The 14002-nt window shown below is 61.8% G+C and carries 13 protein-coding genes; 5 read left to right on the top strand and 8 right to left on the bottom strand.

Going from position 1 to position 14002, the window contains the following annotated elements; translation table 11 throughout:
* Positions 1-26 precede the first annotated feature (26 nt).
* From B7O88_RS07260 to B7O88_RS07240, 5 genes are all read right to left on the bottom strand, one after another.
* Positions 27-1904: a DUF7844 domain-containing protein gene (locus tag B7O88_RS07260; protein WP_328587508.1), complete on the bottom strand. Its 1878-nt coding sequence runs from the start codon at positions 1902-1904 to the stop codon at positions 27-29.
* Between the two features lie 5 nt (positions 1905-1909).
* Positions 1910-2221: a DUF2388 domain-containing protein gene (locus B7O88_RS07255; protein ID WP_088274701.1), complete on the bottom strand. Its 312-nt coding sequence runs from the start codon at positions 2219-2221 to the stop codon at positions 1910-1912.
* Between the two features lie 73 nt (positions 2222-2294).
* Positions 2295-3011, bottom strand: coding sequence for a ZIP family metal transporter (locus B7O88_RS07250; RefSeq protein ID WP_200818431.1), 717 nt, complete (start codon positions 3009-3011; stop codon positions 2295-2297).
* 75 nt (positions 3012-3086) lie between these two features.
* Positions 3087-4034 (bottom strand): thioredoxin-disulfide reductase, encoded by a 948-nt coding sequence (gene trxB, locus B7O88_RS07245; protein WP_088274699.1) that lies wholly within the window; start codon positions 4032-4034, stop codon positions 3087-3089.
* Between the two features lie 105 nt (positions 4035-4139).
* Positions 4140-4739 carry a peroxiredoxin gene (locus B7O88_RS07240; RefSeq protein WP_088274697.1) on the bottom strand — a complete coding sequence of 200 codons (600 nt, stop codon included), beginning with the start codon at positions 4737-4739 and terminating at the stop codon, positions 4140-4142.
* 152 nt (positions 4740-4891) lie between these two features.
* Between B7O88_RS07240 and cysZ the strand changes: the two genes are divergently transcribed.
* Positions 4892-5635, top strand: a complete 744-nt coding sequence (cysZ, locus tag B7O88_RS07235; protein ID WP_088274695.1) for a sulfate transporter CysZ — start codon at positions 4892-4894, stop codon at positions 5633-5635.
* 53 nt (positions 5636-5688) lie between these two features.
* Positions 5689-6885: a glycosyltransferase family 4 protein gene (locus tag B7O88_RS07230; RefSeq protein WP_088274693.1), complete on the top strand. Its 1197-nt coding sequence runs from the start codon at positions 5689-5691 to the stop codon at positions 6883-6885.
* Positions 6886-6907: 22 nt separating this feature from the next.
* Here B7O88_RS07230 and B7O88_RS07225 read toward each other — a convergent pair whose 3' ends face one another.
* The 3 genes from B7O88_RS07225 to B7O88_RS07215 form a co-directional block, all read right to left on the bottom strand.
* Positions 6908-8017 carry an NADH:flavin oxidoreductase gene (locus B7O88_RS07225; RefSeq protein WP_088274691.1) on the bottom strand — a complete coding sequence of 370 codons (1110 nt, stop codon included), beginning with the start codon at positions 8015-8017 and terminating at the stop codon, positions 6908-6910.
* Between the two features lie 83 nt (positions 8018-8100).
* Positions 8101-8688: a TetR/AcrR family transcriptional regulator gene (locus B7O88_RS07220; RefSeq protein ID WP_088274903.1), complete on the bottom strand. Its 588-nt coding sequence runs from the start codon at positions 8686-8688 to the stop codon at positions 8101-8103.
* Positions 8689-8842: 154 nt separating this feature from the next.
* Complete coding sequence (locus B7O88_RS07215; protein ID WP_088274689.1) at positions 8843-9328, bottom strand: FKBP-type peptidyl-prolyl cis-trans isomerase; 486 nt, start codon at positions 9326-9328, stop codon at positions 8843-8845.
* 164 nt (positions 9329-9492) lie between these two features.
* On the opposite strand from B7O88_RS07215, the gene B7O88_RS07210 reads away from it, so the two are divergent.
* The 3 genes from B7O88_RS07210 to B7O88_RS07200 are packed head-to-tail and all read left to right on the top strand — an operon-like array spanning position 9493 to position 13796.
* Positions 9493-10692, top strand: coding sequence for an acetate/propionate family kinase (locus B7O88_RS07210; RefSeq protein WP_088274687.1), 1200 nt, complete (start codon positions 9493-9495; stop codon positions 10690-10692).
* A 2-nt stretch (positions 10693-10694) separates the two neighbouring features.
* Positions 10695-12830, top strand: coding sequence for a phosphate acetyltransferase (pta, locus tag B7O88_RS07205; protein ID WP_088274901.1), 2136 nt, complete (start codon positions 10695-10697; stop codon positions 12828-12830).
* 45 nt (positions 12831-12875) lie between these two features.
* On the top strand, positions 12876-13796 hold the full coding sequence (locus B7O88_RS07200) for an acyltransferase (protein ID WP_088274685.1): 921 nt from the start codon (positions 12876-12878) through the stop codon (positions 13794-13796).
* Positions 13797-14002: the final 206 nt, after the last annotated feature.

The following is a 14002-nucleotide window of genomic DNA, read 5'->3' as shown; positions in this document are numbered from 1 at the left end:
ATGGATTTCAGCACATTCTCTCCCGGTTATTTCTCAACGCTTTTCAGTCGTCGGACCTGCGCATGCAGCCGTTCAAGATTACGCTGCCCGGCCGCCAGGCGTTGCTGCTGCTCAGCCGACAGCAGCGCGGGCAATACCGATTCCAGCCGGCCTTCCAACCCCAGCAATACGTTCTTGCGCTGATCGCCAAGCTGACTCAACGCCTGCCACTCTTCCGGCTGCGGCAGACCATAACCCTCAGCCAGCAAATCCGCAGGACGGCTGAGAAATCCACGTGCGCGAAGCAGTGTTGCAACCAGCTCTCCAGCGGCGCGCACACTCTCCTCGCTATCGGCACCACGCAGATAACGCACCTTCAGGGCGTGCTGTGCCTCAAGAAGCTGCCGTCGCAATGCTGCCTGCTCAAGCAGCAATAACGCCGCCGTCGAACGCAAATCGGCGTGAGCAAACCACCGCGCACGCGCCTCGGGAGGCAGCGCCAGCCACTGCTCAAACCCCGTGACCTGAAGCCCCAGTCGCTCGCGCAAGAGCGCGAATATCGACCGATAGCGTTCAGCATAGGAATCGAATCGATAGCCCAGGCGCAGCGCTTCGGTCGCATCAGCCAGCACGCTGGCGTTTGCCACCCCGCGCGCTTCGAGCAACTGCAGCAGGCCGATCGGTGTCTGGCTTTCGAGATCAATCAGACGTTCGCTACGACTGCCGGTACGCAACAACTTGAGCGTCTCGACCGCACAGTTGTTACCGATGAAAAAGTATCGGCCGTCATATGCCCAATGCAGCTGGGTAGCCTGCTGCACAACGCCCTCGATCTCGTCACGACTCAGTTGCAGCGGTACCGAACGCAGGGAGCGCAACTCCAGCTTGGTGTACTCATCAACCACCTGCGCCAACGGCAGCATAAACAGCCTCGACGGGTACTGTCCCACCAGCCCATCCCAATGCGACAGCTGCACATCGTCAACGTAGGCCCGGAACGACAACACCAGATCCTGCTCAAGATCGAGCAGGCAGTCCGGCCCACGAGGATGCCCGGGCGCGCAGACCACCAAACGCAGCATACTGTGGCCCCAACGACTGGCGAGGGTTTGTTCCGGCTCCGCCAACAGATAATGCACCGCGTACACCCGCTCGGGATCGAGCCATCCGAGCAGCGACTGGTGCTTATCGGCCCCCGCGTTCAGGTATGGATAGATATCAGCGCAGCGAGTATCGAAGGGCGCCCAGTCAAAGTGTTCAACAAAAAACCGATAGAGAGCTGGCCGCCGACACCCATAACTCGGATCCAGCAGGAAGTACTCGGTATTAACCGCGACGAATTCGGCAGGACTGCTTAACTCATAGGCATCAGGTGAGCGCAGCAACTGGCGATTTTCACGCTCACGCCGACCACGGTCACCGACCCGCTCGGGCCAGCCGGCCAGATCCAGTAATCGCGGATCATCGCGTAACCGGAAGCGCCGTTCGGCCTGCCCGCGACAGTGAGGCGGCAACCCAACCGGGCCCTGAGCGTGCAGCCGCGCAGCGCAGCGCCAGTCGAGACCGGCCGGCACCAACCGATCATAGAGGTGCGCCAGCTCATGCACCAGAGTGCGCTGCGCCAACGACTCGTCCTGATCAACCAGCAGGCGCGCGCTCAGCAGAATTTCATGGTTAAAGGTCGCGCGCCCCATCACGCGCGGCTTGAGGTCGCCTGTCCAGCGCACTCTGACGATCTGATCAAGCTGCTCCTTCAGGCGCGGCGGCAGGCGTTCGTCGACCTGTTCGAGCAGGTCGTATGTAAAGCGTTGCTGCTGCGAAGTAAGCCCTGCCAGCTCGGGCTCCAATCGCAAGGCGGCGCTGATCTGAACACTCCAGATCAGCGCCAGCAGCAAGGCAAACCGACACGGCAAGCCGGTCAACACTTTGCTCAACGGGCCAGAATATCCTCGGCCAGCTGCATATCAGTGGCCAGCGTCGCTGGCTGCTGAGCACGCAAATGCGCCAGCGCAGCCTCCAGGTGTACACCGCGGATCGCACCATCGCTGGCAACAAAGCTGGCCGCATCGTCACGCGCCTGCAGCACTACCTTGTCGTTCCCACCGGTAGTGACATTGCTGCTCGACTCGGCACTGTTGGCCAGCGAGGAGCCGATGGCATCAGTGGTACCAATAAAGCTGCTAGCCGAGGCTGTAGTGGCAAGCGAAAGCGATGCTGCCACCATCAAATAACGTGATTTCATGTAGTTCGTCCTTTTCATAAGACTCGAAGCCGAGCCCAACTGACCGAAAACCGCTCGACGATCTTCGCCGCGCTCACCCCATCGTCAACTGGTGCCCGACCATGCCGAGCACAAATCCGAGCACCGCGCCCATTGGCGGGGCCCACTTGCGTTCCAGCTTCGCCTGCGGGGCAATATCCTGGAACACTGAATAACAGATGCCGCCGGCGGCAAACAGCATGACTGCCGCCACCGCCTCAGGATAGGCCGACAACCAGCCAAACCCAAGCAACCCGAACAACGGGCCTAGCAGGGCCATCAGGGCAAAGCCCTTGGCAATGCGACGGGTTCGGTAATGCGTACTGGCCCGCAGCTCTCGGCAGGCATTAAACCCTTCAGGCAGATTCTGCAGCGCCATCAGGCAGGCCAGCAGCAACCCGCTGTTGCCCCCGGCAGCAAAGGCCGCGCCGAGGGCAATCGACTCGGGCACAAAGTCGGACAGCATTGCGGCCATCTGGCTGGCCGGCGTCTTGTTGCGGTAGAGGGCAATATCCAGCCACATGAACGCCAGCCCACCAACGATAAAACAGCTGGCCGAAGCCAGTGCATCAAACTTGGCAATACCCTCGGGCACCAGCACCAGCGCGACCGCAGACAGCAATGCACCACCGCCAAAGGCGATGATGCCGTGGCGCAGCTCCTGGTCCAGCCACTTGGGCCGCACCCGCTCCACCCCGGCCAGCAGGGCCCCGGCGGGCATTGCCATGCCGGCCATCAGGGTCAGTCCGATTACCACCAGCCAATCTGTCAAATGCGCCTCCCTGCAGGGTACCTGTCGCTCAATAAAAAACCCCGCTGACGCGGGGCTTTCATTGTGAACCAGCGCTTACATCGCGTCGAGGAAGCGCTCTGCATCCAGCGCCGCCATACAGCCAGCGCCGGCCGAGGTGATGGCCTGACGGTAGATGTGGTCGGCCACGTCACCGGCGGCGAAGACGCCCGGGATGTTGGTCTGGGTGGCGTTGCCTTCGGTACCGCTCTTGATCTTCAGGTAGCCGTCTTTCATCTCCAGCTGACCTTCGAACAGACCGGTGTTGGGGGTATGGCCGATGGCGACAAACACGCCAGCCAGGGCGATATCTTCGGTGCCGCCGGCGTTAAGCGCGATGCGCATGCCGGTCACACCGCTGTCGTCACCCAGCACTTCGTCCAGCGTGGCGTTGAGCTTGAGTTCGATCTTGCCCTCGGCAACACGAGCCATCAGCTTGTCGATCAGAATCTTCTCGGCGCGGAAGGTATCGCGGCGATGTACCAGCGTTACCTTTTTGGCGATATTGGCCAGATACAGCGCCTCTTCCACGGCAGTATTACCACCACCGATCACGGCGACATCCTGATTGCGGTAAAAGAAGCCGTCACAGGTAGCGCAGGCAGACACGCCCTTGCCCATGAACGCTTCCTCCGACGGCAGGCCGATGTAACGGGCCGACGCGCCGGTGGCGATGATCAGCGCATCACACTTGTACTCACCGCTGTCACCCCACAGGGTGAACGGACGCTGGGTCAGGTCCACCTTGTTGATGTGATCGAACACGATCTCGGTCTCGAAGCGTTCGGCATGCTGACGCATGCGCTCCATCAGCTCCGGCCCCTGGACACCGGCAACGTCGCCCGGCCAGTTGTCCACTTCTGTCGTGGTGGTCAGTTGCCCGCCCATCTGCATGCCGGTGATCAGCACCGGATTGAGGTTGGCGCGCGCAGCGTAAACGGCAGCGCTGTAGCCCGCCGGGCCAGAGCCCAGGATGATCAGGCGAATGTGACGCACTTCAGACATGTAAACCTCCAGTTTCGCCAGCACGCTGGCGGCAAGAATAAAACGGGCAGCCGAGGGTAAGGGGAACCCTGAACAGCAGCGACTGCCCCAAAACCAGTCAGTTGATCAAAGCTCGGCAGCGTGCTCAGCCAGATAGCGGGCAACGCCTTCGGCGCTCTCCTGCATACCTTTCTGGCCCTTGCGCCAGCCAGCCGGGCACACTTCACCGTGCTCTTCGGTAAATTGCAGCGCCTCGATCAGGCGAATCATTTCATCCACTTCACGGCCCAGCGCCAGATTGTTCACCACCTGATGCTGGACGATGCCGTCGCGGTCGATCAGGAACGACGCCCGCAGGGCAACGCCATCTTCATGCTCCACCCCGTAGGCACGGGTAATCTCGTGCTTGACGTCGGCGACCATGGTGAACTCGACCGGGCCAATGCCGCCCTTTTCCACCGGGGTATTACGCCAGGCGTAATGGGTGAACTGCGAGTCCACGGAAACACCGACAACCTCTGCGCCCAGCGCACGGAATTTGTCCATACGGTTGTTATGGGCAATGATCTCCGAGGGGCAGACGAAGGTGAAATCCAGCGGCCAGAAGAACATCACCACGTACTTGCCGCGCAGCGTCGAGAAATCAAAGTGCTCGACAATGCTGCCATCAGCCAATACCGCCGGAGCAACGAAATCCGGCGCGGAACGATTGACCAGAACGCTCATCCAACCCTCCAGAGCAATACAGGCCGCAGCTTATAGCGACCTGAAACAAGTGGAAATTGCAAAGACTGTATCAGCCAAATAGTTTACCCCTATAGTACCCGGCGAAGCACTGCACATTTCTGCAAGACACGTTTCCATCAGGACCCGCACCAATGAAGCAAGTAACGGATGTACTACGTGGCCCCGATTACCTCAAGGAAGGCTGGCAGGTCATCAGGCAACCCGGGCTGCGGCGCTTTGTGATCATCCCGCTGATAGCCAACCTGCTGCTGTTCGCCGCGCTCATCGGCTGGGGAATCCAGCAGTTCAACCTGCTGATGGCCAGACTCATGCCACAGCTCCCGGACTGGGCCGCCTTTGTCGAATGGCTGCTGTGGCCGATGTTTGCACTGGTGGTCCTGCTACTGCTGTTTTTCGGCTTCAGTGTGCTGGCCAATATCATTGCCTCCCCCTTCTACGGCTTTCTCGCGGAAAAAATTGCCGAGCAGGAGCGCAATGAAGTCAGCCCGCAGACAGGCTGGAAAGACGTCATCGCCGTGATTCCGCACAGCGTTGGTCGCGAACTGCGCAAACTGGCCTATTACCTGCCACGCATGGCCGCTCTTTTGCTGCTGTCACTGATACCGGTGGTCAACCTGATTGCATCGCCGCTGTTGCTGGCCTTCGGGGTCTGGATGATGGCCGTGCAATACGTCGACTACCAGGCCGATAACGACAAGGTCGGCTTCCCCGACATGCTGCGCTGGATGCAGACCCGCCGCAGCCTGTCACTCGGCTTCGGCCTGCCGGTCTACGTTGGCATGCTGATACCGCTGGTGAACCTGCTGGTAATGCCCGCAGCCGTCGCTGGCTCCACGCTGCTGTGGGTACGTGAGCGCCAGCAACGCGATTCATAAAATGGTCACACCGATGTAACACGGCGATCATGCCTGCTCACCATACTCGGAGCATGACAACATTCCTCGCCCCTGCCCGGCGCTTCGCGCTGGTCACAGAAACCTACCCACCCCAGATCAATGGTGTGGCCAACACCCTTGGCCAGCTATGCAGCGGCCTGCTCGGGCGCCAGCACCAGTTGCAGCTGATCCGGCCGGCACAGGGCGGCGAGCAACCGGGCAGCTCCGCACAGGGCAACCTGGAGGAACACCGGGTCAGCGGCTTGCCGATTCCCGGTTACCCGTCCCTGCAATGGGGCCTGCCAGCCGGGCGCCTGCTCACCCGACTCTGGCGCCAGGCCCGACCGGACGCCGTCTATATTGCAACCGAAGGCCCACTGGGCTGGTCTGCCCTGCGCACCGCCCGACGGCTCGGCATTGCGGTAGTCAGCGGTTTTCACACCAATTTCCAGCAATACAGTGACCACTTTCACCTCGGTCTGCTGCACGCGCCCGCCATGCGCTATCTGCGCTGGTTTCACAACCAGAGCCAGACCACCCTGGTTGCCAGCTCAACCCAGCAGCGAGAGCTGAGCCGGCTGGGCCTGAATCACCTGGGGCTGCTGGGTCGCGGGGTCGATTGCGAGCGCTTTCATCCGGCACGCCGAGACGTCACTCTGCGCGCCAGCTGGGGTGTTGGCCCGGATGACCTGGTACTGCTGCATGTCGGCCGCCTGTCACCGGAAAAGAACCCCGAGCTGCTCGTAAGCGCATGGAAAGAAGCCAGGAAGAGCGCCCGAGACAGCCACCTGAAGCTGGTCGTTGCTGGCGATGGCCCCTCCCTTGCCGATCTGCAGAAACAGCTGCCGGAGGCGATCTTCACCGGCGCCAGAACGGGTGACGAGTTGGCCCGAATCTATGCCAGCGCCGATATTTTTGTCTTTCCCAGTCTGACCGAAACCTTCGGCAATGTTGTCACCGAGGCCATGGCGTCGGGGCTGGCGGTCTGCGCCTTTGATACCGCCGCAGCCCATCAGCACATTCAGGACCGCTACAGCGGCAGCCTGGCGCCGCCCGCGCATGACCGGGTATTCATCGATAATCTGCGCTGGTTGACGGCGGATCAGGAAGGACGTCGCAGCATTCGCCTGCATGCCCGTCATAAGGCCTGCCAGCTGGACTGGAGTGCGGTGGTAACGCGTTTTGAACGCTATCTTGTGCAGGCCGCCGAACGGCAGCCTGCGCTGACACAGGCACTCCCGAGCAAATAGCCCGGGCGCCTGCCATTGCGAATCAGACCAGAGTCTTGAGCGCGTCGCGACTGAAGGGCGCGATGTCTTCGAAGCGACCTTCGCGCACCTTGTCGGCCCAATGCGGATCAACCAGCAGCGCGCGGCCAACCGCAACCAGATCAAACTCGTCCGCATCCAGACGTTCCAGCAGACCGTCGATATTGGCGGTCTGGGCAACCTTGTCGGTGTTGACCATAAACTGCAGGAACTCGCCATCCAGGCCGACGCTGCCGACAGTGATGCACGGCTTGCCGGTGATCTTGCGGGTCCAACCAGCCAGGTTCAGCTCGGAGCTTTCGAACTCCGGCTCCCAGAAGCGGCGCTGCGAGCAGTGGAAGATGTCCACGCCTGCGTCAGACAGCGGCGCCAGGAACTGCTCCAGCAGCTCGGGGGTCGGGGCCAGGCGCGCGGTGTAGTCCTGCTGCTTCCACTGGGAGAAACGGAAGATGATCGGATAGTCAGGGCCGACAGCGGCGCGCACTGCCTTGATGATCTCCACGGCGAAGCGACCACGGTTCTCCATGCTGCCGCCGTACTGGTCATCACGCTGGTTGGTACCTTCCCAGAAGAACTGGTCGATCAGGTAACCATGCGCGCCGTGCAGTTCGATGGCGTCAAAGCCAACATCCTTGGCGTCCTTGGCTGCCTTGGCAAACGCCGCAACCACGTCGTCGATGTCCTGCTGGGTCATACCCTTGACCAGCACCTTGCCATCCTTCTGCTTTTCCATCGGACCGTAACCGGGCACATCCCCATCCGGCTCGGTGCCGAGGCGACGGACGTTGCCGACGTGCCACAATTGCGGCGCAATCTTGCCGCCGGCGGCGTGCACGGCATCAACAACCTGCTTCCAGCCGGCCAGCGCCTCGGCACCATAGAAGTGCGGCACATTCGGGTAGCCGTTGGCCGCTACGTGATCCACCACGGTGCCTTCGGTGATGATCAGACCGACACCGGACTCGGCGCGGCGACGGTAGTAGTCGACCACCGCCTGATTCGGCACGCCCTTGGGCGAGAAGTTACGGGTCATGGGCGCCATCACGATGCGGTTGGACAGCTCCAGATTGCCCAGAGTGAAGGGCTTGAACAGCGGGGTTACGGCTGTGGACATACATAATCTCCTGAACGGGGGACAGACCGGAGCGCCTGCCAGCACGCGAGCTGACCAGTCGTCTTGTCTTGATGAAATAGCTTTCAGGGCTGAAGCAGACGCTCCAGCTGCTGAATGAACACGCGCAAGGGACCGATCTGACGATCCGCCTTCATGCGCAACAGGGCACCCTCCCAGGCAGCGCTGATAAACCCGGCCAGTTCCGCCGGATTCTGATCAGCCGCAATCTCGCCTGCGGACTGCGCTTGGGCCAGACAGTCAGCCAGCACCTGATTGGAACGCTGCAGGATGGCACTGGCGGCATAGCCTATCGGCTGGCTTTCCTCCGCCATTTCATGACACAGGCTGCCAATGAAACACTGATGACTGGGCTGTTCCTGGTTGGCGAAATACCCAACCAGATCACGATAGCAACGCAGAACGCGTTCGCGCGGCGACAGCTCGGGCACACTCAGGGCATCGGCAAAACGCTCGATACGCGGCGTGTAGTAGTAGTGCAGCGCCTGAATGGCGAAGTCTTCCTTACTCTCGAAGTAATGATAGAAAGACCCCTTCGGCACACCGGCCCCCTGGGTAATCTCCTGCACGCCAGTGCCGTTATAGCCCTTGCGCAGCATGACGCTGGTACCAGAGGCGAGAATGCGTGCGCGCTTATCTTGAATCGTGTTCATGCCGAGCACTATACGACCGGTCAACTTTACCTGATAGAGCAAAATCACCAATATAAATACCACTGATAATAATCAATCAGCAGAAAGCAGCAGCGCGTTCCGGCAGGCATAAAAAAACCGGGCCAGGGCCCGGTTCTCATGCTGCCATTACCACTTAGTGGTGATGACCGCCTTCGCCGTGGATATGACCGTGGGCGATTTCTTCTTCGTTGGCGTCACGTACCGCGACAACCTTCACTTCAAAGGTCAGACGCTCGCCAGCCAGCGGGTGGTTGCCGTCGACGGTGACTTCATCACCTTCCAGCGCCTTGATGGTGACGATCTGCATGCTGCCGTCCGGACCGGAGGCGTGGAACTGCATGCCGACTTCCAGCTCGTCGACACCTTCAAACATGTTGCGACCCAGCACGGCGATCAGCTCGGCGTTGAACTCGCCATAGGCCTCTTCCGGCTCGACGGTTACTTTGACGTCGTCACCGGCCGCCTTGCCTTCCAGCGCCTTTTCCAGGCCCGGAATGATATTGCCGGCACCGTGCAGGTAAACCAGCGGCGCACCACCGACGGACGAATCCAGCACTTCGCCATCGTCATTGGTCAGGGTGTAGTCGATGGACACGGCCTTGTTGGCGGCAATCTGCATAATCTCTTTCCTGTGATTGAGGGTATAAGAGGCTCGAGTGTACGCGTTATGGCACCGAAACGCACGGCTTGACCCGACCAGTGGGTCACCGGAAGATAGCCGAACGCAATCGATATCCGGCGGTCCATAGATGACATCCGGCTGAAAGGAACTCGCACAATCCCATGACAAACAGACTGGTCCTGGTCATCAACGGAGGCAGCTCCTCCATCAAGATGGCGCTGCGCCGCGAAGACACACCGGGCGCACTGTTCGACGCCATCGCCGAGCGACTGAACACCTCGCAGGCCTGCTACACCACCTCTGACGGTGAGCGCGGCGAGCTCGCCAACGCTACCCATCTGGATGCACTGAACGCCCTGTTACCAATGGTTGAGCGCCATCTTGATCGACCGCTCAGTGCGGTCGGCCATCGGGTGGTCCATGGCGGAGAGCGCTTCACCAGCGCCCAGCTGCTCAACGACGACATCATCGCCGGCATCGAAGCCAACGTCCCACTGGCACCATTGCATAATCCGGCCAACCTGACCGGTATCCGCGCCGCCATGCAGTTGCTGCCGCAGACGCCGCAGGTTGCGGTGTTCGATACGGCATTTCACCAGACTATGCCGCCGCACGCCTTCCGCTACGCGCTGCCCGACGAGCTGTACGCCGTGCACGGCGTACGCCGTTACGGCTTTCACGGCACCAGCCACAAATACGTCAGCGATCAGGCCGGTCTGCTGACCGGTCTCGGCAAGGGCAACGGTGCCTGGCTGACTGCCCATCTTGGCAATGGCTGCTCCAGCTGCGCCGTGCTGGACGGAAGCAGCATGGACACCAGCATGGGTCTGACGCCCCTTGAGGGCCTGGTCATGGGCACCCGCAGCGGCGACGTTGACCCCAACCTGCACGCCCATCTGGCCCGCACCCTGGGCTGGGACCTGAGCCGTATCGAGCAGCTGCTCAACCGCGAGAGCGGACTGCTCGGCCTGTCCGGGCTGTCCAACGACATGCGTGAGCTGGAGCAGGCCCGCGCCGACGGCCATAGCGGCGCGCAGTTGGCGATCGAAGTCTTCTGCTACCGCCTGGCTCGCTCGCTGGCCGGCCTGTCGGTTGCCCTGCCGCGTATCGACGGTCTGATCTTTACCGGCGGCATCGGCGAGAACTCAGCGCTGACCCGCGCACTGACCCTCAAGCACCTGGCGGTACTGGGCCTGCGCATCGATCCGGACAACAACAGCGCACTGCCGCGCGGCCAGGCAGGTCGCATCGAGGCAAAAGGGTCGCCGGCCATTCTGGTGATTCCCACCGATGAGGAGCGCCAGATAGCCGAGGAAAGCCTGGATCTGCTCGATACCCAGCCAAGGAGCCAAACGGCATGAGCCTGCACACGTTTTTCGTCGCGCCGACCGGCTTCGGTGTCGGCCTGACCTCCACCAGCCTCGGCCTGATCCGGGCGCTGGAACGGACCGGCCTAAAGGTGCACTTTCTCAAGCCCATCGCCCAGCCGCACCCCGGGGACGACGGCCCGGAGCGCTCCAGCGAACTGATCAGCCGCACCCTGGGGTTGTCGCCACCGCCGGCCATGCCGCTGGCGCAGGTTGAGCACCAGTTGGCCATGGGCGAGCTGGACGAGGTACTGGAGGAGATTGTCAGCCGCTACCAGCAGGCAGCCGAGGGTGCCGATGTGGTGGTGGTTGAAGGAATGGTCCCTACCCGCCAGAGCAACTACGCCGCGCAGATCAATCAGCAACTGGCCAAGAGCCTGGACGCCGACGTGATTCTGGTGACCGCCCCTGACGGCGACGACTTCACCACCCTGGCAGACCGAATCGAGATCAATGCCCAAACCTTCGGCGGCCCCAAACACCCCAAGGTGCTTGGCGTCATCATCAACAAGGTACGGGCACTGGCGACCGATACCGCGACCGACATTCCCGACCGGCCGACACTCAAAAGCACACTCAAGGACTTCGCCCAGAGTCTGCGCGAGGCATCCAGCCGACTGGATACCGACGACTTCCGCCTGATCGGTTGCGTGCCCTGGCAGGACGAGCTGAACGCGCCGCGCACCGCCGATATTGCCGAGCTGCTCAAGGCGACCACCTTCCACGCCGGCGAGATGCAGCAACGCCGGGTGATGGAAATGGCGCTGTGCTCGCGCACCGTTCCCAACATCATTCATCTGCTGCGCCCGGGTGCATTGATCGTCACCCCTGGTGATCGCGACGACATCATCATTGCCAGCTCGCTGGCGGCACTGTCCGGCACACCGCTGGCCGGCCTGTTGCTGACCGGCGGCTTTGAACCCAACCCGCGCGTCATCCAACTGTGCCAGCCGGCTCTGGATCAGGGCCTGCCGATTCTGGGCGTGCCGACTGACACCTTTGCCACCGCCACCCAGCTCGACCGCATGAACCGCGAGATTCCGATTGATGATCGCGAGCGCGCCAATAAGGTGACCGATTTTGTTGCCAGCCATATCGACCACGTCTGGCTGGCCAAGCGCTGCGATACTCCACGTGAGAAGCGCATGTCGCCACCAGCCTTCCGCTACGAACTGGTGCGCCAGGCCCAGCATGCAGCCAAGACCATCGTGCTGCCTGAGGGCGACGAGCCGCGTACCGTACAGGCCGCTGCCATCTGCCAGCGCCGCGGCATCGCCAACTGCATTCTGCTGGCCAAGCGCGAGTCGGTTGAAGCCGTTGCCCGCGCCCAGCACATAAGCCTGCCGGAGGGCCTGCAGATCGTCGACCCCGACCAGGTGCGCGAGCGCTACGTGGCGCCCATGGTCAAGCTGCGCGAAGGCAAGGGCCTGAACGAGCCAATGGCGCTGCAACAGCTGGAAGACAACGTGGTGCTGGGCACCATGATGCTGGCACTGGACGAGGTCGACGGACTGGTATCCGGCGCCATCCACACCACCGCCAACACCATTCGCCCGGCCTTTCAGTTGATCAAGACCGCCCCCGGTTACAACCTGGTGTCGTCGATCTTTTTCATGCTGCTGCCCGAGCAGGTGCTGGTCTACGGCGACTGCGCGGTCAACCCCGAGCCCAATGCCGAGGAACTGGCCGAAATCGCCATTCAGAGTGCCCGGTCGGCAGAAGCCTTTGGCATCCCCGCACGGGTCGCCATGATCAGCTACTCGACCGGCAGCTCCGGCAGTGGCAGCGAGGTAGAAAAGGTCCGCGAGGCGACCCGCCTGGCCCGCGAGCGGGAGCCCGGACTGTTGCTGGACGGCCCACTCCAGTATGATGCCGCCGCCATCGCCAGCGTCGGCCGCCAGAAGGCGCCGGACAGCCCGGTGGCCGGACAGGCAACGGTATTCGTGTTCCCTGACCTGAACACCGGCAACACCACCTACAAGGCAGTGCAGCGCAGCGCCAACGTGGTCAGCGTCGGCCCCATGCTGCAGGGCCTGCGCAAGCCGGTGAACGACCTGTCACGCGGCGCGCTGGTCGACGATATCGTCTACACCATTGCATTAACCGCGATCCAGGCCTACAACAACGAGTAACCCATAACACGGCCGCCCGCCGGCGGCCCCTGGACGAGCCAACCCATGCTGTCGTTTCTGCCTGCCCCCGTGCGTGGCATTATTGCTGCCCTGCTGCTGGTGCTGAACACCCTGATTCACGCGCCGATTCTCTTCGTCTTCGCACTGATCAAACTGGTGCCGATACCGCCCCTGCGCACCTGGTGCACCCGGGTGATGATCCGCATCGCCGAGTTCTGGATCAGCTGCAACAGCGGCTGGATGGCGCTCAGCGGGCGCACCCGCTGGGATATCGAAGGGCTGGAGCGGCTCGACTACAACGGCTGGTATCTGGTCACCAGCAACCACCAGAGCTGGGTGGATATTCTGGCTCTGCAGCATGTACTCAATCGCCATATGCCGATGCTCAAGTTCTTCCTCAAACAGGAATTGATCTGGGTCCCCATCATCGGCCTGTGCTGGTGGGCGCTCGATTTCCCGTTCATGAAGCGCTACACCAAGGCCTACCTGGCCAAGCACCCGGAAAAGGCCGGCCAGGACCTGGCAACCACCCGCAAGGCCTGCGAAAAATTCAAGACCACCCCGGTTGCGGTGTTCAACTTCCTTGAGGGCACCCGCCTGACACCGGCCAAGCACCAGCAACAACAGTCCCCTTTCACCTACCTGCTCAAACCCAAGTCCGGCGGTGTCGCCTTTGTGCTTGATGCCATGGGCGAGCAACTGCGCTCGCTGCTGGATATCACCATCCACTACCCCGACGGCAACCCAAGCTTCTGGGACCTGCTGTGCGGCAAGGTCAGGCACGTGGTCATGCACCTTGAACTCAAGCCGATTCCGGCAGCATTTCTCGGCCGCAACTACCAGGAAGACGAAGCCTTTCGCGCCGAGTTTCAAGCCTGGGTCAACCAGCTGTGGACCGACAAGGATGCCCACTTGGCGCGCCTGCACCAGCAGTACCCGACGCCGATGGATCGCTCGAGCCATTGAGTTCTCAGGGTAACAAGATGGTTCATCGCGCGAGTCCGGGTGTGATGCGATCCGCTTTTCCAGCGCGATAAACCGAATGCTCTGATGGTGGAGTGCGCACCGGGGTTCGTCCCGTTTACGCGGGCGAGTAGCGCAGGGCTGGCGGGAAAAAGAGTCGCAGCATGTTTGAGGGGCGCAGCCCCGAGTTCTGCGACTCCCCGCCGGCA

Source organism: Halopseudomonas aestusnigri, from assembly GCF_002197985.1.
GTDB lineage: Bacteria > Pseudomonadota > Gammaproteobacteria > Pseudomonadales > Pseudomonadaceae > Halopseudomonas > Halopseudomonas aestusnigri.
Note: the sequence above shows the minus strand (reverse complement) of the source record. Positions and strands in the feature narration are given on the sequence as shown.